The sequence below is a fragment of the Acuticoccus yangtzensis genome, from assembly GCF_001927245.1.
GTDB lineage: Bacteria > Pseudomonadota > Alphaproteobacteria > Rhizobiales > Amorphaceae > Acuticoccus > Acuticoccus yangtzensis.
The window spans coordinates 321821-347054 of sequence record NZ_MJUX01000001.1; the positions used below are offsets into that span (position 1 = coordinate 321821).

General features: G+C 68.3%; 18 protein-coding genes. 4 read left to right on the forward strand and 14 right to left on the reverse strand.

Annotated elements, in window-relative coordinates:
* The first annotated feature begins 2 nt into the window (after window positions 1–2).
* Window positions 3–1307, forward strand: a complete 1305-nt coding sequence (locus BIX52_RS01440; RefSeq protein WP_075219233.1) for an amino acid ABC transporter permease — start codon at window positions 3–5, stop codon at window positions 1305–1307.
* A 51-nt stretch (window positions 1308–1358) separates the two neighbouring features.
* On the forward strand, window positions 1359–2108 hold the full coding sequence (locus tag BIX52_RS01445) for an amino acid ABC transporter ATP-binding protein (protein WP_171973576.1): 750 nt from the start codon (window positions 1359–1361) through the stop codon (window positions 2106–2108).
* A gap of 228 nt (window positions 2109–2336) precedes the next feature.
* Here BIX52_RS01445 and BIX52_RS01450 read toward each other — a convergent pair whose 3' ends face one another.
* A complete protein-coding gene (locus BIX52_RS01450) occupies window positions 2337–3491 on the reverse strand; it encodes a hypothetical protein (RefSeq protein WP_075219235.1) in 1155 nt (384 codons plus the stop codon).
* A 468-nt stretch (window positions 3492–3959) separates the two neighbouring features.
* On the opposite strand from BIX52_RS01450, the gene BIX52_RS01455 reads away from it, so the two are divergent.
* Window positions 3960–5357: a glycosyltransferase family protein gene (locus BIX52_RS01455; protein ID WP_075219236.1), complete on the forward strand. Its 1398-nt coding sequence runs from the start codon at window positions 3960–3962 to the stop codon at window positions 5355–5357.
* A gap of 148 nt (window positions 5358–5505) precedes the next feature.
* Here the strand turns inward: BIX52_RS01455 and BIX52_RS01460 are convergent, their stop codons facing one another.
* A complete protein-coding gene (locus tag BIX52_RS01460; RefSeq protein ID WP_075219237.1) occupies window positions 5506–6918 on the reverse strand; it encodes a mannose-1-phosphate guanylyltransferase/mannose-6-phosphate isomerase in 1413 nt (470 codons plus the stop codon).
* 218 nt (window positions 6919–7136) lie between these two features.
* Here BIX52_RS01460 and BIX52_RS01465 point away from each other — a divergent pair, with 218 nt between their 5' ends.
* Window positions 7137–8297, forward strand: a complete 1161-nt coding sequence (locus BIX52_RS01465) for an NAD-dependent epimerase/dehydratase family protein (protein ID WP_075219238.1) — start codon at window positions 7137–7139, stop codon at window positions 8295–8297.
* Window positions 8298–8406: 109 nt separating this feature from the next.
* Here BIX52_RS01465 and BIX52_RS01470 read toward each other — a convergent pair whose 3' ends face one another.
* The 12 genes from BIX52_RS01470 to BIX52_RS01530 form a co-directional block, all read right to left on the reverse strand.
* Window positions 8407–9747 (reverse strand): hypothetical protein, encoded by a 1341-nt coding sequence (locus BIX52_RS01470; RefSeq protein WP_075219239.1) that lies wholly within the window; start codon window positions 9745–9747, stop codon window positions 8407–8409.
* A gap of 5 nt (window positions 9748–9752) precedes the next feature.
* Complete coding sequence (locus BIX52_RS01475) at window positions 9753–11210, reverse strand: aspartate aminotransferase family protein (protein ID WP_075220080.1); 1458 nt, start codon at window positions 11208–11210, stop codon at window positions 9753–9755.
* A 56-nt stretch (window positions 11211–11266) separates the two neighbouring features.
* Window positions 11267–12271: an NAD-dependent epimerase/dehydratase family protein gene (locus tag BIX52_RS01480; protein ID WP_075219240.1), complete on the reverse strand. Its 1005-nt coding sequence runs from the start codon at window positions 12269–12271 to the stop codon at window positions 11267–11269.
* On the reverse strand, window positions 12268–12699 hold the full coding sequence (locus BIX52_RS01485) for an EamA family transporter (protein WP_075219241.1): 432 nt from the start codon (window positions 12697–12699) through the stop codon (window positions 12268–12270). The genes BIX52_RS01480 and BIX52_RS01485 overlap by 4 nt, the downstream gene beginning before the upstream one ends.
* A complete protein-coding gene (locus BIX52_RS01490) occupies window positions 12696–14090 on the reverse strand; it encodes an FAD-binding oxidoreductase (RefSeq protein WP_205647670.1) in 1395 nt (464 codons plus the stop codon). Before BIX52_RS01490 ends, BIX52_RS01485 begins: the two co-directional genes overlap by 4 nt.
* Complete coding sequence (locus tag BIX52_RS01495; RefSeq protein WP_075219242.1) at window positions 14083–15480, reverse strand: UbiA family prenyltransferase; 1398 nt, start codon at window positions 15478–15480, stop codon at window positions 14083–14085. The genes BIX52_RS01490 and BIX52_RS01495 overlap by 8 nt, the downstream gene beginning before the upstream one ends.
* 631 nt (window positions 15481–16111) lie before the next feature.
* On the reverse strand, window positions 16112–16897 hold the full coding sequence (locus tag BIX52_RS01500) for an enoyl-CoA hydratase-related protein (protein ID WP_075219243.1): 786 nt from the start codon (window positions 16895–16897) through the stop codon (window positions 16112–16114).
* A 175-nt stretch (window positions 16898–17072) separates the two neighbouring features.
* A complete protein-coding gene (locus tag BIX52_RS01505; RefSeq protein WP_075219244.1) occupies window positions 17073–17741 on the reverse strand; it encodes a TetR family transcriptional regulator in 669 nt (222 codons plus the stop codon).
* Window positions 17742–19603: 1862 nt separating this feature from the next.
* Window positions 19604–21280 carry an AMP-binding protein gene (locus BIX52_RS01515; RefSeq protein ID WP_075219246.1) on the reverse strand — a complete coding sequence of 559 codons (1677 nt, stop codon included), beginning with the start codon at window positions 21278–21280 and terminating at the stop codon, window positions 19604–19606.
* A 3-nt stretch (window positions 21281–21283) separates the two neighbouring features.
* A complete protein-coding gene (locus BIX52_RS01520; RefSeq protein ID WP_075219247.1) occupies window positions 21284–23263 on the reverse strand; it encodes an acetyl/propionyl/methylcrotonyl-CoA carboxylase subunit alpha in 1980 nt (659 codons plus the stop codon).
* Window positions 23260–23613 carry a hypothetical protein gene (locus tag BIX52_RS01525; protein WP_075219248.1) on the reverse strand — a complete coding sequence of 118 codons (354 nt, stop codon included), beginning with the start codon at window positions 23611–23613 and terminating at the stop codon, window positions 23260–23262. The genes BIX52_RS01520 and BIX52_RS01525 overlap by 4 nt, the downstream gene beginning before the upstream one ends.
* 5 nt (window positions 23614–23618) lie before the next feature.
* A complete protein-coding gene (locus BIX52_RS01530) occupies window positions 23619–25226 on the reverse strand; it encodes a carboxyl transferase domain-containing protein (RefSeq protein WP_075219249.1) in 1608 nt (535 codons plus the stop codon).
* Window positions 25227–25234 lie beyond the last annotated feature (8 nt).

The window sequence follows — 25234 nt, forward strand, 5'->3', positions numbered from 1 at the left end:
CCATGAGCGACACCCACGCCGAGACCGTCGCCTACGTCGCCAAGACGCAGTACGATCCTCAGCCGCCGCCGGTCGCCTCCTCCGGCGTGCTCGGCTGGCTGACGCAGAACCTGTTCTCGTCCATCTCCAATACGATCGTCACGGTGCTCGCCATCGCGCTGATCATCTACATGCTGCCCGGCATGATCGAGTGGGCGGTGCTGCACTCGGTCTGGAACGCCGAGAGCATTCGCGAGTGCCGCGAGATCATCACCAACGCCTTCGGCGAAGGGGCCACCGGCGCCTGCTGGGCGGTGATCCACGAGCGCTTCGGCCAGTTCATGTACGGCTATTATCCGCCGAGCCTCAGGTGGCGGCCGGACCTTGCGGCGGTGCTCCTCATCGTCGCCATGGTGCCGGTGCTGTTCCGCACCATGCGCCCTCTCGCGGTGGCGATGGGGGTTCTCCTCGCCGCCAAGGCTCTCTTCGCCGTCTATGCCGAGTTGACGGGCGGCAATGCCGAACTCGTCGGCCCGACCACCATCGCGGCGGTGATCTTCGGCGTCCTCGCCCTCGTCTTCGGCAGCGAGAAGACGCGCCCCTACTGGCTGTGGCTGACCTTCGCCTATCCGGTCGCCGCCTACTTCCTCCTGTGGGGCGGGCTCGGGCTGGAGACGGTGGAATCCTCCCGATTCGGCGGCTTCCTGCTCACCGCGGTGATCGGCGTCACCGGCATCGCCGGATCGTTGCCGCTCGGCATCCTTCTGGCGCTCGGCCGCCGGTCGAACCTGCCCATCCTGAAGGCGATCTGCACGATCTTCATCGAGTTCATCCGCGGTGTGCCGCTGATCACGCTCTTGTTCGTCGCCTCCACGCTGCTGAACTACTTCCTGCCGCCCGGCACCAACTTCAACATCGTGCTGCGCGTGCTCATCATGGTGACGCTGTTCGCGTCGGCCTACATGGCCGAGGTGATCCGCGGCGGCCTCGCGGCGCTGCCGAAGGGCCAATATGAGGCGGCCGACGCGCTCGGCCTCGACTATTGGCAGTCGATGCGCCTCATCATCCTGCCGCAGGCGCTCAAAATCTCGATCCCCGGCATCGTCAACACCTTCATCGGCCTGTTCAAGGACACGACGCTGGTGTCGATCATCGCCCTGCAGGACCCGCTGGGGCTGATGAAGCCGATCCTGTCGAACTCGACGTGGAACGGCATCGTCTGGGAGCTCTACATCTTCATCGCCTTCATGTTCTTCATCTGCTGCTTTGCGATGAGCCGGTATTCCATGTTCCTGGAGACCCGGCTGCGCGCGGCGGATCGACGCTAAGGAGCCGTCATGGCCAACGTTGCCCCCACCTCCGAGGCGCCGGTCGGCGCGATGTCCGTCTCCAACGAGACCGCCATCCAGATCGTCGGCATGAACAAGTGGTACGGCGAGTTCCACGTTCTGAAGAACGTCGACCTCACCGTGAAGAAGGGCGAGCGCATCGTCGTGTGCGGCCCGTCCGGCTCCGGCAAGTCGACGCTGATCCGCTGCATCAACGCGCTGGAGAAGCACCAGTCCGGCAAGATCATCGTCGACGGGATCGAGCTGACGTCGGACCTGAAGAAGATCGACGAGATCCGCAAGGACGTCGGCATGGTGTTTCAGCACTTCAACCTGTTCCCGCATCTGACGATCTTGGAGAACTGCACCCTGGCGCCGATCTGGGTGAAGAAGATGCCGAAGAAGAAGGCCAACGAGATCGCGATGGAGTATCTGTCGCGGGTGAAGATCCCCGAGCAGGCCAACAAGTATCCGGGCCAACTCTCGGGCGGGCAGCAGCAGCGCGTGGCGATCGCCCGCTCACTGTGCATGAACCCTTCGGTGATGCTGTTCGACGAGCCCACCTCCGCGCTCGACCCGGAGATGATCAAGGAGGTGCTCGACACGATGGTCGACCTCGCCCAGACGGGCATGACCATGATCTGCGTGACGCACGAGATGGGATTTGCGCGCCAGGTGGCCAACCGGGTGGTGTTCATGGACCAGGGGCAGATCGTGGAGTCGAACGCGCCGGAGCCGTTCTTCCTCAACCCGCAGCACGAGCGCACCAAGCTCTTCCTGAGCCAGATCCTCGCCCACTGAAGATCCTCGCCGACTGGAGACGGGGGGCGCCGCGCCCCCTTCACGTCGCCGGAACAAAAGAAGGGGCGCCACCCGTCAGGATGGCGCCCCTTCTCTCATGAAGCGCAACGGCCATTGCGCTCTTACCGGCTGCGACAGACCGCGCGCAGCTCGGGGGTTCTCAGGGCCGGCACGTCCCCGCCTGCGCGTCCCGGCTCGTCCGATCGCGCCGGCGGGCGCCGCGGAAGGTCAGCTCTTGGCGGGCTTCGGCGCGGCGGGGGTGGCGGCGGGCTTGGTGTCGCCCGGAACCGGGATCTCGAACCGCTGCGACAGGAGGTCTTGGCGCGCTTTGATCTCACGGTTCTGCTCGATGATCATCGCCAGCGCGTTGCGCAGCTCGGCGACGTCGGCGGGCGTGCGGTCACCGTCCTCGGCGGCCGCGGAGCCGGCACCGTCCAAAGCGCCGCTCACACGGGCGGCAAAATCGTCCACCTTCTGCAGATGGCGGCCCATTTCGGCCACGGACGCGCTGACCGCACCGGTAAGCTCCGACAGCTCGCTGCGACGCGCACCCTCGGCCTTCTCCAGCGCTTCCAGGCGCTGCGCCAGCGCGGCCGTGGCGGGCCCGCCTTTCCCGCCACCTGAACCCGGCTCGGCCGACAGCGCCTTGCGCAAATCGGCCATCTCGCGCCGAGCGGTCTCGTTGGCGGTCTTCAGCGCGGCCACTTCGCCGGCGAGCGCGGGCGTGCCGTCCGTTCCCCCGTCCTTCATGCGCTCGTCCAGCGCCGCGGTGATCATCTCCTTGATGCGCGGCAGAAGGCGCTCGTTGATCGCGGCGTTGAAGGTCTCGATGCGCAGATATTGATCGAGCGCGGGCGGTGTCGCGGAGGGCGTGCCCGCGGGCGCCTCGCCGAGCTGCGCCTCGAGGAGGCCGATGCGCTCGTTCAGCGCGTGCTCCAACTTGGCGATCTGCGCGCCGCGGGCGGCCTTCTCGCGGTTGATCAGCGCATCGACGCTGGGGCCGAAGGGACGGTTCTCGGGAAAGGGCGGCGTGGTGCGGGCCGGGCCACCGGTTTCGGCGCGGTGGCTGACCGGCTGCGGCAGGCGGTTGGCGCCGGTCGGCGAAAAGGAGACCTCCTCCGTCCGCTGCCCCGGCCGCGCAGGACGCTCCGGCGCGGCGACCGGCGTGCGGCCGATCGTGCGCAGACCCAAGAGCAGCACCAGCGCGGTGACGCCGGTGAGGCCGTAGAAGGCGGTCTGGATGTCGTCCGCCTCGGCGATGTAGCCCATGTAGGCCGCCCAGGCGCCGAACAGCACCAGGAATATGTTGCCAGGCCACGGCCAGAGCCCTTGGAAAGTCTCGCGGCGGACGCTGCGCTTGCGGGCCGTGTCGCTCCTGACCATGGACGCTCCTGCCTGTTCGACGTGTGTTACGCTGCTGGAAGGTTTACCCGCACACGTGTCACCAAACAACGCAGCCGTCCGTGCATTGGCCGCCAATCCACCGGCGCAGATCCGGAGCGCCGATAGGTTCGCTCTTGCCAACGGTGCCGTTCGATAAGCATAGTGATCGCTTCCCGGTTGCCTTTCCCTCAGCACCCGATCAAGAGTGGACTGGCAAGGGCTCCGCACTCCCCATCGCGGGGATATTGCGTGCGTACGGCTTTGCCACCAAGTGTGTCGAACGATGTCAAGCCGGATTTCGTCGTGCTAGATCTGCAACCCGCCGTGTGACATCGGGCGGGTGATATCGGATGGACGCAAGCGTCGACCGCCGGGCGAGGTCGCGCGCTGCAAACCAAGAACGCGGGCCGGGGAAGGAGATCAGCATCCGTGCAAGGGCGTGATACGACACCGCCTTTCACATCGACCATGCGATCCGCCGAGACATCGGCCGGAGCGACGACGGCCGTCTCGCCTCTGGCCTCGATCGGCGCCATCGGCAGCCCTTCGCGCAAACTTCAGATGGGGACGAAGAACCTCTCCCTCGATCCCGTCTGGTCGCAGCCGCCGATCACCGATATCGAATTCGCCCTCCTGCGCAACGCCGCCCTGCCGGAAATCGCCCGCACCAACGGGCTCGACCACGAGATCGTGATCGTCGACCCTTCGACCAGCCCGGCCGAACCCGCTCACGACGATCTGTGCACGCGCATCTGCGAATGTGCCAAGCGCCTCAGCCTGCGCACCATCGTCATCGGCCATCGCGACAGCCGCGAGTTCGGCGGCGGCGGATTTTCCCGCGCGCTGGCGGAGATCGCGGCGATGCCCGACGCGCAACAGGCCGAGGCGTTCGCCCAGCTTCGCGAGCGGGTGAGCTGGGTCATCTCGGCCACGCGCTTCAGCCGCAAGCGCCACCTCTTCTTCCCAGTCTGCGATGCCTCGCTCTACGCCATCGTCGTGGAGCTTCTGGCGCAGCAGCCTGCCGCCTCGCGTCCCTTCGTGCACCTGGCCACGTGGTGGGATGCGGAGACCATGCCCAATCGCCAGCGGTTCGCCGCGCTGGAGCGGATCGGCTCGGCCATCCACCAGCTCAACAGCGAGCGGACGTCGACCTTCCTCTACGCCTGGACGCGCCCGCTGGCCCAACGCCTGAGCCAAGCCTTCGGCATCCCCGTCGTGCCGCTGGACACCCCGCCCGAAATCGCCCTGGCCGCGCCGACGGATGCTGCCCCCGGCCGCTTCACCCTCGGCTATTTCAGCGCCCCCACGGCGAAGAACGGCTTCCACAATCTGCCCGCGGTCATCCGCGCGGTGAATGCGGCGATGCCCAACCCGCGCCAGGTGCGCTTCGTGGTGCAGGTCCGGCCGAACCCGTCCGGGGCGCCGCTGCCGGACGACGTTCTGACCACGCGCGCCGCGCTCGCCGCCCTGCCCGAACGCAACGTGTCGCTGATCGACGACTATCTTAGCCGCAGCGTCTACCTTTCCGCGCTGCAGCAGGTGGACGCGGTCCTGCTGCCGGTGGAGGGGCTGGCCGAGCACCACTCCGTGCTCGCACTTCATGCGATGGCGGCCGGCAAGGTGGTCCTCACCCTCGGCGGGACCACGTTCGCGGGGACGGTGCGCAACCGCGTCGTCTCGTGCCCGTCGGTCGAAGCGCTGGGGGATGCGGTGCGGCGGTTGGCGGAGGATCCGAACGCCAGCCGCACCGCCGCACGGCTCGCGCGCACGACCTATTGGTCGTCGGTGCGCCCGTCACGCCTCTTCGCGCAGCTTCTCTATGGACCGCTGATCATCGGCGGTGCGGAGGGCGGCAGCTCCGTCTGAGCCGCCGGGGGCGGCCGCGCGGGACCCCGTAAGGCCGCAAGGTGCGGCCCTACTCGTCAGGAAGGGGAGAGCCGCGAAGTGCGGCCCCACTCGTCCGGCGGGGAAGAGCCGCAAGGTGCGGCCCCACTCGTCCGGCGGGGGAGAGCCGCTAGGTGCGGCCCCACTCGTCCTGAAGGCGGACGATGTCGTCCTCGCCCAGATAGGACCCCGTCTGCACCTCGATCACCTCCAGCATGATGCGGCCGGGGTTGGCGAGACGGTGCACGCAGCCGAGCGGCAGATAGGTGGACTGGTTCTCCGACAGGGTGATCACCTTGTCGTCGATCGTCACCTCGGCGGTGCCGCGCACCACCACCCAGTGCTCGGCCCGGTGATAATGCTTCTGCAATGACAGCCGCTTACCCGGCGATACGAACAGGTGCTTCACCTGGAAGCGCGGCCCGTTCATGATCGACGTGTAGCCGCCCCACGGCCGGTTCACCGTCGGCGAGACGTCCAGAATGTCGTTCCGGCGGCGCTCCTTCAGCAGCGTCACCACCTTCTTGACGTCCTGCGACCGCTCCAGCGGGCAGACGAGGATGGCGTCCTCCACAGCGACCACGGCCATCTTGTCGAGGCCGAGGGCCACGACGTCCCGCTCACCGGCGACGATGAGGGAATCGGTGGTGTCCAGCGTGATGGCCTTGCCGCGCACCGCGTTGCCGGCCTCGTCCTTCTCCAGGCTGTCCCAATAGGCGTGCCAGGAGCCGACGTCCGACCAGCGGCAGGAGATCGGCGCGACGACGGCTTTGTCCGTACGCTCGAACAGGGCGTAGTCGATCGAAATGTCCGGCGCACCGGCCCAGGCGGCGGCGCCGAGATTGACGAGACCGGGCTCGCCCCCCGCAGCGTCCACCGCCGCGACGGCGGCGGCCACCACATCCGGCGCATGGGCCTTCAATTCGTCCAGCAGGGCCTTGGCGCTGAAAGCGAAGAAGCCTGCGTTCCAATAATAGCCGCCGGCGGCGACCATGCGCGCCGCCTCGTCCGCGGGCGGCTTCTCGACGAAGCTCGCCACGGGCCGGACCATCGCGTCACCTGCGCCGGCCTCGATATAGCCGTAGCCGGTTTCGGGGTGCGTCGGCATCACGCCGAAGGTGACCATCTTCCCTTCGCGCGCAGCCTGGACGGCAGCGTCGACGGTCTTGAAGTAGCCTTCGTCGGTCTGCACCAGATGGTCGGACGGCAGCACGAAGAGGATCGCCTCGGGGTCTTCGCGCAGCAGCACCTCGGCCGCCGCGGCGATGGCCGGTGCCGTGTTGCGGCTCGACGGCTCGATGACCACGTGCGCATCGCCGACGCCGATGCCCTTCAACCCGTCGTCCACCTGGAAGCGGTCGTTCTCGCCGCAAACGATCACCGGATGGCCGATGCCGTCGAGGCCGAGGTGGCGCTCGACCGTCTTCTGGAAGAGGCTGTGCTCCCCGTGCATCGGAAGGAACTGCTTGGGCTTATCGGCGCGCGACATCGGCCAGAGCCGGGTCCCTTTTCCGCCGGCCAGAATCACGGGGTAGACGGTCATTCAGGTGAACCTCCTCAGAGTCGGTTGTCCCTAGCAAAGTCCGCAAAAAGGGCCAACAGTGGGCCGCGGCCCTTTCGCCGGCGCATACCAACCATTCCACCCCTTTAAATATGGCGCTGTTTACGTGTAAGGCGGATCACCTTCCCGGTGGCGGGTGACCTGTCCGCCGCCGTTTCATCCCACCCAGGTCGATCAGACCCTGTTCGGAGCGTTCTTAAATGGCGAAGATCATCGTCCTCGGCGGTGACGGCTTTTGTGGCTGGCCCACGAGCCTTCACCTCTCGAAACGGGGTCACGAGGTCATCATCGTCGACAATCTCTCCCGCCGGAAGATCGACGTCGAACTGGAGGTGGAATCGCTCACGCCGATCCGCCACCTGTCGGAGCGTTTGGCCGCCTGGAAAGACGTCAGCGGCCAGACCATCCGTCACCTGAATTTCACGGTGGGTGAGAATTATCATCGCCTGCTTTCCCTCATCATCGAGGAGCAGCCGGACGCGATCGTCCACTTCGCCGAGCAGCGCGCCGCGCCGTACTCGATGAAGTCGGCGATGCACAAGCGCTATACAGTGCGCAACAACCTGACGGCGACGCATGACGTGCTGTGCGCGATCGTGGAATCGGGGGTGGACGTGCATCTCGTCCACCTCGGCACCATGGGCGTCTACGGTTACGGCACCGCGGGCATGAAGATCCCTGAGGGTTACCTGCAGATCAAGGTGGACACCGAGAACGGGCTGACCGACCAGGAAATCCTGTACCCGGCCAACCCCGGCTCGATCTACCACATGACGAAGACGCAGGATCAGCTCTTCTTCCATTACTACAACAAGAACGACAAGGTGAAGATCACGGACCTTCACCAGGGCATCGTGTGGGGCACGCAGACGGACGAAACCTCGTCCGACGACCGGCTCATCAACCGGTTCGACTATGACGGCGACTACGGCACGGTGCTGAACCGCTTCCTGATGCAGGCGGCGGTGAATTATCCGCTGACGGTTCACGGCACGGGCGGGCAGACGCGCGCCTTCATCCACATCAAGGACACGTGCAAGTGCGTGGAGCTCGCCATCGAGAATCCGCCGCAGGCCGGTGAGCGCGTGAACATCCTCAACCAGATGACCGAGACGCACCGCATCCGCGATCTGGCGCAGATGATCGCGACGCAGACGGGTGTCGAGATCGCCTACCTCGACAATCCGCGCAACGAGGCGGCGGAGAACGAGCTGCACGTGGCGCACGACCGCTTCCTGCACCTCGGCCTGGAGCCGATCACGCTGGAGAAGGGGCTGATGGCGGAGGTGACGGACATCGCCCGCCGCTACGCCGACCGCTGCGACCGCACGAAGATCCCCTGCGTTTCGCTCTGGCGCTGAGCGCGACAGCGGCGCCGGCGGGGCGCTGAACCGAGCCGGGGCGCCGCGGCTCCCGGCGTCTTCGGTACGGCCGGGGCCTTCCCGGCACGGCGGCCGCGGGCCTTGCCGGTCAACCGCTCCGGCGCGGCAGGCTCAGCGTCGGCCGGGCGGCGGCGATGAGGATCACGGCCGCCGCGCCGACGAGGGCGAAGTAGATCCGGTCCGGCGGCAACGGGAAGACGATGAATTTGCCGAAGATCGACAGGGCGATCACCACCATCGCCATGTGAACGGGTGTGGGCAGCGCCGGACCGCAGACGGCGAGCCTCGCCCAGCCGAGCATCACCAGCCCGGCGATCGGGATCCAGCGCCCGAAGTCCAGGCTCGCCCCCACCTGCTCGACCAGCGTGGAGAGGTAGACGCCGACGCTGAAGGGCGGCGCGAAGTCGGTCATGTCGACCTGAAGCTCGATGACGCTGAACCACAGATGCGGCCACCAGCCGGGATAGTCGGCCCCCGCACTGGCGACGGCCGCGAGCGCGCAGCCTGCGGCGAAACCCGCCGCCGCCGCGATGCGCCCGCGCCCGAAATAAAGGCTCGCCAGCAGCAGCGCGAAGAGGACGATGAGCTTGTCCGCCCTGAGGAGCACGCCGAGCGCGAGCACCGCCGCCGCCAGCGCGAACCGGCCGCGCGACAGGATGAGCAGCCCCGCGATGGTGGGCACCGAGGAGATCGCGTCCGGCTGGGTGGAGAGGCAGACCGAGAAGAGGCCCGCCACCATCAGCGCGAAGCCCGCGAAGGGGAGCGCGCCGACCGCCCCGCCGGTGGCCATGAAGGCGAGCACGCTGACGCCGATCAGCGCGACGGCACCGGCGTTGATGAGCGCCGCGGCGCGCACGGGATCGGTCACCTGCATCACCGTGCCGAGCAGCCAGTTGTAGCCGGCCTTCACCCGGTACATGCCGAGCTGCGAGACGAACGCGGCCGGGTCCTCCCACATCGCCTGCCGGTAGGGGCTGGAGAGGCGCAGATCGAACCACGCCCGCTCGGGCGACCGCGCTTGGACGGCGGCGTAGGCGGCGGCGTGAAGGTCTTCGGCGCTCTGCCCGTCCTCCTCCAGCACCGCGGCGGTGTAGGCGAGAAGGTCGAAGTCGATCCGCGGGACGAAGACGGCGGCGAGCGCGGTGGCGGCGAAGAGCGCGGCGAAGATGAGGACCGCGAGCGCGTTCCAGTACCGCCGCGCCAGCCGGGCCAGCGTGACGAGGAGCGTGCGCACGACGGGGATGGCCGCGACGGGGGGCAGCCCGCGCCCCTCCCCCGCGGTCCGGTCCGGTGCGGTGCGGCCTGCTTCGGTCCCGCCCGATGCGGTCCCGCCCGGTGCGGTGCGGCCTGCGTCTTCTGCCGCGGCGCCGTCTTGCGCGGCGGCGCCCGCCAGAGGCTTCGCTGCGCCGTGCGGTGCTTCGGCCCGCATGGGGGTCACACCGCGGCCGCGGCCTGGGCGGGCGCAGCGTCCCGCCCGCCGCCCGCCTTGGAGGCGACGAACCCTTTCACAAGGCTGACGACGCCGCGCCCGAGGATGGTGTCCAGTGCATCGGCCAGCCGGTCCACCTCCGCCTTGCCCACGATCAGCGGCGGCTCCAGGCGGATGACGTTGCGGTTATACTCGGTGAAGGCGACGAGGATGTCCGCCTCGCGCAGGAGCGCCGCGCCGAGGAAGCCGGCGAGCGAGCCTTTCAGCTTGTCGTCCATCACCGCCAGCAGCGGGCGCACGACCATCGGCATCGTGCGCGAGAAGTCGTGCAGCTCCAGCCCGACCATCAGCCCGTGCCCGCGCACCTCCTTGATGATGGAGGGATATTTCTCCTGCAGCGCGGTCAGCCGGGCGAGCATGTAGGCGCCCATCTCGGCCGCGTTGTCGATCAGCCCTTCGTCGTAGAGGATGTTGAGGCCCTCGATGGCGGTGATCGACGCCTCGCCGATACCGCCGAAGGTGGCGGGGCCGTGGATCAACGCATCCTTCGGCTTGCCATAGGCCTTCATGTAGATGCCGCGCCGGGCGATCATCGCGGCCATGGCGCACTTGCCGCCGCCCAGGGATTTGGCGAGCGCGGTGATGTCCGGCACCACGCCGTGATGCTCGAACGCATAGAACCGGCCGGTGCGCCCGAGGCCGCACTGCACCTCGTCCGCCACCCAGATGAGGCCGCGCTCGTCGCACAATGCGCGAAGGCCCTGCCAGAACGCGGTCGGCGCGCCGATGATGCCGCCGCCCCCCTGCACCGTCTCCAGGCAGACGACGCCGATGTCGGGATCGGCGTCCACGGCGGCGCGGATCGCCGCGAGATCGCCGAAGGGGACGCGCACGGTGTTCTCCACCACGCGGAAATCGCCCCGGTAGAGCGGCGAATCGGTGACCGACAACACGCCCTTGGTTTTGCCGTGGAAGGCATTCTGGGCGTAGATCGTCTTGACGTTCTTCTTGCCGGACGCGCGCTCGGCGAGCTTGATGGCCGCCTCCATCGCCTCCGAGCCGGACGAGCCGAGGAACACCATGTCGAGGTCGCCGGGCGAGATGCGGGCGAGATTGGCCGCCAGCGCCGCCGCGTATTGGGAGAGGAAGGCCATGGCGATCTCGTGCCGCTCCTCGTCCTGGAAGCGTTTACGGGCGGCGAGGATGCGCGGATGGTTGTGACCGAAGGCGAGGCTGCCGAAGCCGCCGAAGAAGTCGAGGATCTGCCGGCCGTTCTGGTCGACATAATACATGCCGCGCGCGCTCTCGACCTTCACCTTGTCGAAGCCGAGCAGCTTCATGAAATGGAGCTGGCCGGGGTTGAGGTGGGCCTTGAAGAGGTCGGCCATCTCGCCAACGCCGAGCGCCTTGGCGTCCTCCACGGTGAGAAGGTCCGGCTTGGCGATCGGGTGTGTCGGGGTCATCTCGGCGGACAAGGTGGCAACTCCACAACGGGTGAAGGACGGGTCGGACGGCGGGTTCAGGCGGGCAGGATCTCGGCGCTCGCCTTCTCCGGCACGGGGTGGCCACGATACTCGGCATAAGCGGCGTTCAACATGGCGCTGTCGTCGTGGCGGGCGCGCCAGCCGAGATCGGTCTCGATCGCGGTGGTGTCGCGCACGCAATATTCATCGGCGATGAGATATTGCTCCGGATCCATGATCGGCAGGTTGACCCGGTCGAATGCGGCCAGCGTCAGCTTTACCAGCGGCCCCGGCGTCGGCACCAGCACGGAGCGCGATCCGGCCGCCTTGATGAGACTGCCGAGCAGAGCGCGCACCGACGGCGGGTTCTTGGAGCCGAGATTGTAGGCCGCGTTCGGGCACTGATACTTCGCCGCCAGATAGGACGCCTGGGCGCAGTCGTAGACCGAGACGAACTGGTAGGGGTGCTTGCCCGAACCGATCATCGGCACCGGCAGATTGGCGTCGATCAGCTTGAACAGCTTCGCGAGAATGCCGAGACGCCCCGGCCCGATGATCAGGCGCGGGCGCATGATGGTGATCATCATCCCCTCGGCCCGCATCGCCTCGCACCGCTCCTCGATGGCGAGCTTGGAGGCGCCATATTCGCCCAGCGGCGCGCGCGGGTGACTTTCCGTCTGCGGGTTCTCCACCGTGTGACCGTAGATCATGTCGGTGGTGAACTGGATGAAGTGGTGGGCGCCCGACGCGCGCATCTGGTCCAGCACGTTGGACGCGCCGGTGAAGTTGGTGGGCCAGAAGAACGCATGCCGGTCGCGCCGCTTCTGCAGCGGCGACAGCATCTTGGCGGCGAGGTTGTGGACGATATCGTCGGGCCCGAAGGGGATCCGCCGCACCGCGTCCGCATCGCGAATGTCGCAGGTGATGTGCGTCGCATCGGCATAATGGGGCAGGTCGGACCGGGTCACGTCGACCACGACGACCTCGGCCCCGTCGGCGAGCAGCAGCGGGGCGAGGTGGCGGCCGACGAAGCCGTCACCGCCGATGAGGATGTGCTTCATGAGGAACGCCCTTCGATGGTGGTTGCCGCACCGGCGGCCGCTGCCCCCTGCTCGCCGCCTTCGCCGCCTTGGGCGATCAGCACCGTCCCGGCGCAGATCAGCGCGATCCCGGCGACGCGCAATGCGTTGAGGTTCTCGCCGAACATGAGCCAGGCGGCGACCGCGACGGCGACGTAGGCCAGCGACAAAAAGGGATAGGCGAAGGAGAGCTCCACCTTGGACAACACGTAGAGGTGGGACGCCATGGAGATGACGAAGGTCACCAGGCCGGCGAACACCCACGGGTGAAAGACGATGCCGAGGAGCTTGACGACGAGGTTGCCCCCGCCGAGGTCGATCCCGCCCATGGAGAGCATTCCCTGCTTGAGCATCATCTGGGCTGCGGCGTTGGTGAACACCGTGAACAGGATGAAGGGCAGCATGGTCATGCAGCGTCAGCCTCGGAGCGTGAGAGGGCGAGCGCGGTGCGCCGCCAGAAATCGGACACGATGTGCGGGTCGCGCACCGCCTCCACCAGCCGCCAATCGGGCATGGACTGGTCGAAGGCGGCCGCCGACATGCGCCGGTCTTTGTAGGGGTTGATGGCGCCCCCGGCCTGGAGCGTCACGCGGTCCAGCGCGTCGAGGAGCGCGAGGGTTGCCGGGCCCTTGTCGGGAAAGTCCAGGGTCAGCGTGACGCCGGAGCGGGCGAAGGAGATGATGGCGGGCGACTGGTTCGCGCCGAGCCGCTTCAGCACCGTCAGAAACGAGGCGTGGCCGTGGTTGTGGGCGAGCCGCAGCATCTCCCTCACCGCCTCTTGGGCGTGGGCGTGGGGCAGGACCGACTGGTGCTGGTGGAGCCCGCGCGGCCCATAAAGGCGGTTCCAGTGGCCGACCGCGTCGAGCGGGAAGAAGAAGGCCGAGGCGGGCACCACCTTCGTTTCGCCGCCGCGCGGCACGCGGGCGTGGTAGAGCGCGTTGAAGGCGCCGAGCGTGAGGCGGTTGAGGAGGCTGACCGGCGGCGTCACCGGCACCGTGAGGCGTCGGCGCGTGCGGCCGCCGGGCGCCTCGCCCTTCGCATGGTCGCCGGTGATGAGGTGGCCGCGGCCGAGCCGGTCGCCCGTCGCCAGGCTGTCGATCCACGCGACGGCATATTCGTGCGCCGCGTCCGCCTCCTCGGCGCGGGCGAAATAGTCGGCGAGGCCGGAGAGGCGCACGGTGGCCTGGCGCACCGCCTGGGAGGCGACGGGCATCAGCCGCACCGCCGCGCGCTCGATGATCCCGGTCATCCCCATTCCGCCGACCGTGGCGGCGAAGAGCGGCTCGCCCGGCGCCAGCTCGTGGCGATAGCCGTCCGACCGGCGCAGGGTGAGCGCCTCCACATGGGCGCCGAAGCTGCCGCGCCGGTGGTGGTTCTTGCCGTGAATGTCGTTGGCGATCGCCCCGCCGAGGGTGGCGAACTGCGTCCCCGGCACCACAGGCAGCATGAACCGCGGCGCCACGTGGGCCATCAGCGCGCCGAGGCTGACCCCCGCGTCGGCGACGACGAGGCCGGTCGACGGATCGAAATCGTGGATGCGGGCGCCGGGCCGCGCATCCAGCAGCGGGCCGTCGGCCAAGGTGCAACTGTCGCCATAGGAACGGCCGGCGCCGAACGGGAGCGCCAGGCCCGGCAGAGGAAAGTGCACGGCCGGAACGGCACGGGAGGCATCGCCCGGCCCCGGCAGCCCCCAGGGCTGGAAGCGTGCCGCCTCGCCCTCTCGCCGCGGTGCGGGGGCGGCGCGGCCCTCAGCGGCGGACGAGGTGCCCGCCGCCGCGCGGGACAGCGCGCGATCAGACAACGTGCGCCACCAGATAGATCAGCGCCGTCAGGCCGAAGGTCACCTGCGAGCGCCAATCGGTCAGCGCGAACCACACGGGGTCCTCCTGAAGCTCGCGCCGCCGCGCCAGGATCCAGATCCGCGCCAAGGCGTAGAGCATCAGCGGGCAGATCGGCCACATCAGCCACGGATGGGTCACTTCGTCGAGCGTCACCGGAGCGCGGATATAAAGCGCCAACACGACGACGGCGGAGAAGCTGGAGCACACGCCCATCAGCGCCAGGGTCTCGAGGTCGACGTAGCGGTAGCCGCGGCCGGTGCTGGCGCGGTCCGCCGTCTCGCCGACCTCGGCGAGCTCCGTGTAGCGCTTGGCGAGCGCCAGAGAGAGGAAGAAGAAGAGCGAGAAGGAGAGCAGCCAATAGCTGACCTCGATGCCGAGTGCCGCCCCGCCGGCCATGATGCGCAGCGTGTGCAGCCCGGAGACCGTCAGCACGTCGAGCAGCAGCATCCGCTTCACGGCGATCGAATAGCTGAGCGTGACGACGATGTAGCAGGCGAGCAGCGCCTGGAACGCGAACGGGAGCATGGCGGCGAGCGCCGCACCGGCGGCAAAGACCGCCAACCCGAGCCCGGCCCCCTGCCGGATCGACAGCCGCCCCGCCGCCAACGGCCTGAGGCACTTGGAGGCGTGACGCCTGTCGGACTGAAGGTCGAGAAGATCGTTGACCACATAGGTGGCCGAGGCGACCAGCGAGAACGCCAGGAACGCGACGATGGAGTGGGCGATGTCCGCGACGCCCGCCCGGTCGATCGTGAGGGCGAGAGGCACGAAGAGGAACGCATTCTTCAGCCACTGATGAACCCGTAGCGCCTTCACGACCTCGCGCAGGCCCGGCCGATCCCGATGGATCGTCTCGCCCTTGTGGCGGCGGTCGGTCGATGCTCCGCGGCGCGCGGCGTCCAGCAGGACCGGGTCGCGGCCGAGATAATCGAACACCGTCCCGCCGTGGAGGGCGGCGTCGGCGGCGATGGCCTCGCGCATAGCGCAGCGGTCCAGCGGCGTTTCGGCGGTGGAGGCGATGACGGCATCGAACAGGCCGAGATGATCGGCGAAGGCGCCCGCAAGCGCGGCGTCCGCGTGGGTCACGAAGACGACGCGGCGACCCGCGGCGCGCGCATCGGCGATCCGGGTCAGAGCCGCCTCGTTCAACGGCAGCAACGCCATGTCGAGGCTTGCGCGGGAGGCCAGTTCCGCGCGCGCCTGGCCCGCCACAATCCAAAGGGGAAGGCGCCACAACGCCTTGGGATTGTGGCGCATGGCGCCGAGGACGCTTTCCAACGTGAGATCGGTGGCGAGGATGGCGCCGTGCCCGTCAACATAAAGGGGTGTGCCGGCGCCAGCACCGGCCACGGCCTCGGGACTTGCCGCGACGTCGGGACTTGCAGCGGCGCCGGGGCCTGCAGCGGCGCCGGGGCCTGCAGCGGCGCCGGGGCCTGCAGCGGCGCCCTGATGTGCCGCGGTGTCCGCACCGGCCACGGCTCCAGCTCCTGCGCCGCGCATCGTGGCCGGCGCCGGAGGGGGCGCAGGCGATGGCGCAGCGCGGGAGGACACCGCCGTGCGCTCACCAATCTCCACAGCAGCGCGAATCGCAATCGTCTCCATGCGCACGTTCATCCCTTTGCGGCAGGTGATGGCGACCATGGGGCTCCGGACGGTCCCACACCGTCCCGTCCGCCGCCCGCGACGGTCTCAAACCCAACCGGCCGCTTCCGCCTCACGTTCCCTATTCGGGGAATAGTGAACAAGTCATTTCTCGTACAGGAATATGGCATACCTGCAAAAACACGAGAAATGCGCGCCAAAAGTGCAAGGACTGGACGCAACAATACATGCTCTTGTGTACCAGATATCAAGATGATTTGCAAAACGTCTTGACTTCGCCGCAGCAACCTTGGCGCAGCGCACACGTGAAGGCCGACGCTGCCGTTCAGCCCGGCACAACCGCTGTCGATGTTGGCGAATTCCGGGTGCGGGCCCGGCCTCAGGTCCGGCCGAACGCGGGCGGCCGCTTGGCGCGGAAGGCGGCGACGCCCTCGGCGAAGTCCGGGTGGCGCCCCGCTTCGCTCTGCCAGGCCGCCTCGCGCTGCAACGTCTCCTCGAAGGTGCTTTCGCTCGCCGCCCACGCCGCACGCCGAATCAACCGGAGCGCGAGGCGCGGCCCCGCCGCCAGCCGTGCGGCGATGTCGAGTGCCACCGGTTCGACGTCGCCGTCGTCGACGAGGCGGGTGACGAGCCCCCATTCATGCGCCGTCTCGGCCGGGAGTTTTTCGGCGAGGAGCATCATTTCCATCGCCCTCACCCGGCCGACCGCGCGGGTGAGCATGACGCTGGCCCCGCCGTCCGGCACCAGGCCGATGCGCGCGAACGCTTCCAGGAAATAAGCCGAGCGGCCGGCGACGATGATGTCCCCGGACATGGCGAGGGAGGCCCCGATGCCGGCCGCCGCGCCCCGCACCGCCGTCACGAAGGGGACGCCGAGATCACGGATCGTGAGCATCAACGGATTGTAGGTGCGTTCCAGAACAGCGCCGAGGTCTTCGCCCGGCCGGCCGAGCCCCGCCTCGCCGGAGAGTTTGGCGCCGGAGGAGAAGGCCCGCTCGCCGCCGGTCAAGACGACCGCGCCGGCGGTGCGTTCGGCGTCCTTCAGCGCCGCGATGAGCCCGGCGCCGATGTCCTCGGTCAGCGCGTTCATGGACGCCGCGTCGTCGAGCCGCAACACGGTCACGTCGCCGACCCGCTCGACGCTGAGCCCTTCGATGCCTGACATTGGACATTCCTCGCCACGATTTAACTATTCAGTTAAAGTCATAGGCGGGGGCGCGCCGTCTGCCAATGGCGACAAGCGCGCCGAACGACGGGCTGACGGGGGCGGCGCGGCCGACCCGGCGGGGCGGCTGTCGCTCGTCACGCTTCTGGGGGACCGGCCTTTGGTCGGCCGGGCGTCAGTCGCTCAGCGGAGCGTCGCACACGAGGAGGCCGCCCATGATCAGGTCGATCACCTGGCGGGTGTAGGCGCGGCGCAGCGCGTCGTCGATCTCTTCGACGCCGTGGACATAACGCAGCACATAGCGGGCGGAGAAGATCTGATCGCAAGCGCCGATGATGGTGAAATAGAGGAACTTGGCATCGACGGGCTTGAACTCGCCTGCGGCCACGCCGTCCGCCACCATCTGCTCGTAGGCCTCGATGATCGGCGCGCAGTAGGAGAGCGCGATCTCGCGGGCGGCGGGCTCGTTCGCGTCGCGCATCACCGCCATCAACAGGCGGTTGAGGTAGGGGCGATAGAAGTACATCCGGATCAGGCCGGAGAGATGGTACTTCATCTTCTGGGTGGGGCGCACCTCGGTCTGCATGAGGTCACGCAATTGCGCGACCGCATTCGACAGATCGCGCTCGAGCAACGCCAGGACGAGACCGCGCTTATTGCCGAAATAATATTTCACCAATGCAGCGTTGACCTTCGCCGTCTGGGCGATGTCGCTGAGGGACACGTCGATCGTGTCGCGGGTGCGCATGAGGGTGCTGGCCGCTTCCAGCAACTTGTCGCGCGTCGTCGAGGGTGCGCCATCGGCTTCGATGGCGGCACCTGCGCCGAACTCGTCGGCAGCCATATGATCGTAACTCTCCACGCCTTTAAACTCGCATTTTGTCGCCCCGGACGCAACGCATCCAGGGGGCCGTAGGCTGCGGGGCAGGCAGGCGAAAACGTCATATTCCAGCGATCGCTAATTGTTCAGCGAAGGCCGTTAAATGATGGATTGACACGCCGCATTCAAAGTGGTGAAGAATTGCCACAACAGCGGCTTCAGATCGCTGGGCACGACCGGCCGGGGGGCCGGCGCTCTTGAAGGAAACGGCCGTATCTGGGGACGTGGCTGCGACGGACGGCTGTCGCTCGGCGCTTGGCGCGCCGGGGTACAGGCGACGTGTCGCACGGCTCGAGGATGGCAAGGAGCGCGTTCGGGTGGAGACGCACCCGCGAACGCCAGTGGCGGACGGACGACGTCCATCAGCTGCGCCTCGGCCTCCGGAAAGGGCCGAGGCGCAGCACGCCCGCTAAAACTTCCCCGCACCCCTTGATCAGCGCATTACACGGTCGCGTTAAGGTTCGCACCGCGGTGAGAGCCGTACCTTGCGCTGCATGCCTCCAATCGATTCCGCGTTGTTGCCGCAATGAAGGCGGCCGTGCGCTGCGCCGCCGCTGGCTCGAAGACGGGGCGTCCCGCTCATGACGGCCGGCCGCAACACCCGGACGAATATCACTATACGGGCAGATGACCGCCAAAAACGCGCGCCGCTAATTCGTCTATCGCCTTCACCCAACGAGCCGCGTGAGATGAGTCAGGCCGCGCCGAACTGACAGGCAGCGCCGGACGGACCGGCAACGTCGAGCGCGGCAGGCAGCGCCGGAGCTGGCAAGGAGCGCTCGACGCGGCGCAGCAAGCCGGACCGGCCAGGAGTGCTCGACGCGGCACACCGCGCCGGACCGGCAAGGAGCGCTCGACGGGGCACACCGCGCCGGACACGGAACGCCGCGCCGGAGCGCCGGACACCGCGCAACCCACGCGAGGCGGGCGAGAGCGGGTCGGGGCCCGCTCCCGCCTCGCAGCCATTACTGGACCGTGTCGGTCCGCGGGGAGATGAGCAGCCGCCAGGCAAGGTCGCTCTCCCCCAGCGCCTTGTGACAGTGCGGACATTCCGCGCCCCCACTCCGTCCGGCCCGCGGCGCCAACCGGCTGGCCTGAACAAAGATGAGCTTCCCCTTCTCGTCGTGACAGGTTTGCAGTGCGCCAAGGTCGGGCACAGGTGTCTCCTTCGCGGGTAGAGGGCGCCCCGCAACACGAACATGACGGCGTGCGGGGCCCTGGCTGTGAGGATCGTCGCGCTAATCCGGATGAATTGAAAAGCACTTCACATAACGACCGATCTTTTGCCATATTTCGGCGCCACGGCACGGTCTCGCCTCGAAACGTCCGCGCCATCTCGACGCCTCCGCCGGTGTCGACCGCGAAACATCTCGATACCGCCAAGTTATCGCAGCGTAGCCTCAAATATTTATGACAGATGCCGCAGTATCATGCGGCGCGGCGTGAAAGAAAGTTGACAACGGCCGGCGGAACGAGCCGCAGCATGTCTCGAAACGGCGACCGCCAACGGCGGCCTTCAAGAACATACCCAGCCGGACACGAACCCGATCGATGGAACGTCACACCATACGCCCCAAAAGCAACATAAATACATATCGTGCGGAGGTGCAATAGTGGCCGAGCAAACTTATCTGGCATGCCATGCTTGATCGAACACGTGAAATTTCACAGGCCATTAAGCCGCTTTTTTACATCACATGAATGAATGCAAGGCGATCTGCGGCCTTCACCGGACCCTCTACGCGGGCGAACCAAGTGAAACCTATTGCATTGAGGCAATAACTGGAACGAGAGCTTGGAATGCCATCGCCCGGCGCGTTGCGACTTTAGTCGGTGGCCGCCAATTCACGCAGACGTGAGCGGATGATCTTTCCCGTCGTCGTCAGCGGCATCGCCTCCAGGAAGACCACCGAACGCGGGTATTCGTGCGCCGCCAACCTCACCTTCACATGGGCGGCGATCTCGGCCGCCAGGGCGTCGCTCGGCTCGTAGCCCTGCGCCAACGTCACATAGGCGGCGACGACCGATCCACGCAGCGCGTCCGGCTTACCGACGACGCCCGCCAACTCCACCGCGGGGTGGGAGATGAGGCAGTTCTCCACCTCTGCCGGACCGATCCGGTAGCCGGCCGAGCTGATCACGTCGTCATCACGCCCGACGAAGGTGATCCGCCCGTCCCGCGACACGCCGCGGTCGCCGGTGAGAAGCCAGCGCACCCCGTCCGCGGTGACGAATTTCTCAGCCGTCGCGGCGGGATTGTTCCAATAGGCGAGGAACATCACCGGGTCCGGTGCAGCCACCGCGATGGCCCCCTCCTCGCCGTCGGCAAGCGGCGCGCCCGTTACCGGATCGACCACCGCCACACGGTGTCCCGGCACCGCGCGGCCCATGACACCTGGCGTCACCGGCTCCAGCGCGCTGCAGGAGGAGACGATCATGTTGCACTCGGTCTGGCCGTAGAACTCGTTGATGGTGGTGCCGAGCACGCGCTCACCCCAGGCGATCAGCTCCGGGCTCAAGGTCTCCCCGCCGGACGCGACCGAGCGCAGGCGAAGGCCGAACCGCTCGGCGTCCGGCACAAGGCGCATCATCTTCAGCGCGGTCGGCGGCAGGAAGGCGTTGCGCACCCCCTGCTCGGCCATCAGCGCCAGCGCCGCCTCGCCGGTGAACTTGTCGAACCGGCACGCGACCACGGGAAGGCCGTGGTGGAGGGCGGGCATCAGAACGTCGAGCAGACCGCCGATCCACGCCCAGTCGGCCGGGGTCCAGATGAGATCGCCCGGCTGCGGCATCAGGTTGTGGCTGACCTCCACACCCGGCAGATGGCCGAGAAGCACCCGGTGGGCGTGCAGCGCCCCCTTGGGGTCGCCCGTGGTGCCGGAGGTGTAGATGAGGATCGCCGGATCCTCCGCCAGCGTGTCCACCGGTGTGAAGTCGGCGCTCATCCCGGCGCAGGCGGCGGCGAAATCCTCCGCGCCGTCCCCCGCCCCGTCGACGGACAGCACCGCGTCGAGTGCCGGAAGGTCGGCTCGGATGGCGGCGATGCGTGCCGCGCCCACGGCGTTGGTGATCACAGCGCGGGCGCCCGAATCGCGCAGCCTGTGGCGCAGCGCGTCGACGCCGAAGAGGGTGAAGAGCGGGATCGACACGCATCCCATCTTGGCCGAGGCGATGTGGCCGAGCGCCGTCTCCACGCACTGCGGCAGAAGAACGCCGATGCGGTCGCCGACATCACCGTCCGCGCCGCCCGCTCCGTCCCCGCCGCTGTGGCGGCCGATGCCGCGCGCCGCCAGTGCGTTGGCCAACCGGTTGGAGGCAGCCTTCAGCGCCGCGAAGGTGGTGATGGTCGCCCCGCCGCCCGGCCGCGCGTCGATGATCGCGGGGGCATCCGGTGTCGCCGCGGCCCAGCGGTCGCACACGTCAACGCCGATGTTGTAGCGCTCAGGGATCGCCCACCGGAAGGCGGCGTCCAGCTCTTCCCAGGTGGCAGCGGCCGGGAGCACGGGTCACTCCTCCGGCTGAAGGGCGAGGAGGAGAGCGCCCTCCTCCACCTGGTCGCCCTCGGCCACCATCACCTCGGCCACGATGCCGTCGCGCGGGGCGGCCATGGTGTGCTCCATCTTCATCGCCTCCAGGACGACGAGGGCCTCACCCTTCTCCACCCGGTCACCGGCGGCGACTCGCACCGCGCGCACCGCCCCCGGCATGGGCGCCGCCACGCTGTCGCCGCCCGCGCCCTCCTCGGCATGGGCGGCCGCGCTGTAGGCGGCGAAGCGGAACGCGTGCGTTCCCAGGAAGACGGTGACGGCCGCCGCCTCGGCCGCGATGCCGGCGGGGAAGATGCGCCCGCCCGCGTCCAGCCGCAGCCGGTCCGGGTCCGCCGCGTCCACCACGCGCATGGTCACCGGGCCGCCCGGCGTCTCGACGGTGAAGACGCCGCCCGACAGCGTCACCGGAACGTCGATCCGCCCGTCAGGCCCCTCGAAGCGGGCGGCCTGCCGCGCCCCGCCCCAGCTCCGGAAGCCGGTCAGCGCGCCGAACGGTCCGTCCGCCACGCGCGGGGCCAGATGGCCGAGCTGGGCGAGGGCGGCGACGGCGAGCGCTTCGCCCCCCGCCTCCACGGGCGCGGTCAACGCCGCTTGGTCACGGCCGATCAAGCCGGTGTCGACATCCCCCGCCGCGAACCCCGCATGGGCCGCGAGCCGCGCGAGGAAGGCGACGTTGGTCACGGACCCCGCCACGCGCGTCTCGGCCAGCGCGCGCGACAGGCGGTTCAGCGCGCTCTCCCGGTCCGGCCCCCAGACGATCAGCTTGGCGATCATCGGGTCGTAGAACGGCGTGATGCGGTCGCCCTCGACGACGCCGGTGTCGATCCGCACCCCCTCGCCGGAGGGAAGGCGCAGCGTCGTCAGCGTGCCGGTGGCGGGCAGGAAGTCGCGCGCGGCGTCCTCGGCATAGATCCGCGCCTCGAAAGCGTGGCCGTGGATGCCGACGTCGGCCTGGGTGAAGGGGAGCGGCGCACCGTCCGCCACGGAAAGCTGCAGCGCCACGAGGTCGAGGCCGGTGATCAGCTCGGTCACCGGGTGCTCGACCTGCAGCCGCGTGTTCATCTCCATGAAATAGAAGCGGTCTTCGCGCAGACCTTCGGAAGCGTCGACGATGAATTCGATCGTCCCCGCCCCGACATAGCCGATCGCCTTGGCGGCGGTGACGGCAGCCTCGCCCATCGCCGCGCGCATGGCGGCAGGCATCCCCGGCGCGGGCGCTTCCTCGATCACCTTCTGGTGCCGCCGCTGCAGCGAGCAGTCGCGCTCGTTGAGGTGGACGATGTTGCCGTGACGGTCGCCGAACACCTGGATCTCGATGTGGCGCGGCTTCTCGATGTACTTTTCGATGAGGCAGTGGGGATCGCCGAAGGACGACGCGCCCTCGCGCTGCGCCCCCTCCAGCGCGGCGGCGAAGTCGGCCGCACGCTCGACCCGGCGCATGCCCTTGCCGCCGCCGCCCGCGCGCGCCTTGATGAGCACCGGGTAGCCGATGCGCTCCGCCTCGGCCGCCAGCGTCTCAACGTCCTGCGCCTCGCCGTGATAGCCCGGGACGACGGCGACGCCCGCCTCCTGCATCAGCTTCTTTGCCGCGTCCTTCAGACCCATCGCGCGGATGGCGGAGGCAGGCGGGCCGACGAAGGTGATCCCCGCCGCCTCCACCGCCTCCACGAAGGACGGATTCTCGGACAGGAAACCGTAGCCGGGGTGGATGGCGTCGGCCTCCGTCAGCTTGGCGGCGGCGATGATGCGCTCCGCCTTCAGGTAGCTTTCGGCGACCGCGGCGGGGCCGATCGCCACCGCCTCGTCGGCCATCTTGACGTGCAGCGCGTCCCGGTCCGCCTCGGAATAGACGGCGACGGTGGCGATGCCGCGCTCGCGGGCCGAGCGGATGACGCGGCAGGCGATCTCGCCGCGGTTGGCGATGAGGAGCTTTTTCATGTCAGCCTGAAGGGGGTTCGGCCGGGGACGAGATGGATATGACGGCTCGGCGCGTCATGCTCGTTGATCAGGCCTTTGCGCAGTGTCGCGGTGGCGAAGATGTTCGAGTCGGCGATCAACCCGTCGGTCTCGAGCACGGCGCGCAGCCGCTCATAGGCCGCCTCGGCGCTTTTCGCCTCGATGATGATGCCGGCCCTCTTGTCCTTGGGCTCCGTGAACTCGTTGAGCCAATCGGCATCGTCGTACGGCTCGATGGACCGCAGGACGCGGTCGAACAACCGCCTCAGCGCATCGTGAGGCATCCCGCCGCCGATCCACTGAACGGTGATGATGAGTGTTTCGGGATACATCGCGCTCACATCCTGAACAGGCCGAACCGGGTGTCCGGGATCGGCGCGTTGAGGGTGGCGGCGAGGGACAGGCCCAGCGTGTCGCGGGTCTTCACCGGGTCGACGATGCCGTCGTCCCACAGTCGCGCCGAGGCGTAGAGCGGGTGTGACTGGCGCTCGAACATGTCGATGGTGGGCTGCTTGAACGCGGCTTCCTCGGCGTCCGACCAGGTGCCGCCCTTCCGCTCGATCCCGTCGCGCTTGACGATGGCGAGGACGCGCGCGGCCTGCTCGCCGCCCATCACCGCGATGCGGCTGTTGGGCCAGGTCCACAGGAAACGCGGCTGGTAGGCCCGGCCGGCCATGCCGTAGTTGCCGGCGCCGTAGGACCCACCGATCAGCATGGTGATCTTCGGCACGGCGGTGGTGGACACGGCGGTGACGAGCTTGGCGCCGTGCTTGGCGATGCCACCCGCCTCGTAGGCGCGGCCGACCATGAAGCCGGTGATGTTCTGCAGGAAGACCAGCGGGATCTTCTGCTGCGAGCAGAGTTCGACGAAGTGGGCGCCCTTCATCGCGCTTTCGGCGAAGAGCACGCCGTTGTTGGCGACGATGCCGACCGGAATGCCCCAGATGTGCGCGAAACCGCAGACGAGCGTGGTGCCGTAGCGGGCCTTGAACTCGTCGAAGCGCGAGCCGTCGACGACGCGGGCGATCACCTCGCGCACATCGAACGGCGTCTTGGGATCGGCGGGGACGATGCCCATGATCTCCGCCGGGTCGTAGGCCGGATCCTCGGGCACGGTGAAGGCGACCGTGGCGGGGCGCGGCTCGGCGCGGTTGGCGATGGCGCGGCGGGCGAGCTCCAGCGCGTGGAGGTCGTCGGTGGCGAGGTGATCGGCGACGCCGGAGAGGCGGGTGTGGACGTCGCCGCCGCCCAGATCCTCGGCGGTGACGATCTCGCCCGTCGCCGCGCGCACCAGAGGCGGCCCGGCGAGGAAGATGGTGCCCTGATCCTTGACGATGATGGTCTCGTCACTCATCGCCGGGACGTAGGCGCCGCCCGCGGTGCACGAGCCCATGACGACGGCGATCTGCGCTATCCCCTTCGCCGACATCCTCGCCTGATTGTAGAAGATGCGGCCGAAGTGGTCGCGGTCGGGAAAGACCTCGTCCTGGTTGGGAAGGTTCGCCCCGCCCGAATCGACGAGGTAGACGCACGGCAGGCGGTTCTCCTCGGCGATCTCCTGGGCGCGCAGGTGCTTCTTCACGGTGACGGGGTAGTAGGTGCCGCCCTTCACCGTGGCATCGTTGGCGAGAACCATCACCTCGCGCCCCATGACGCGGCCGATGCCTGCGATGGCGCCCGCCGCCGGCACCTCGTTCTTGTACATGCCGTTGGCGGCGAAGAGGCCGATTTCCAGGAACGGCGATCCGGGGTCGAGGAGCCCCTGCACCCGGTCGCGCGGCAACAGTTTGCCGCGCTTCAGGTGACGTTCGCGCGCCGCCTCGCCGCCGCCCATCAGCGCGGCGTCGGCCACGGCGCGGGCAGTCTCGAACTGCGCTTCCATCGCCGCACGATTGGCGGCGAACGCCTCGGACCGGGGGGAGATGGACGAGGTCAGGATGGTCATGGACGGAG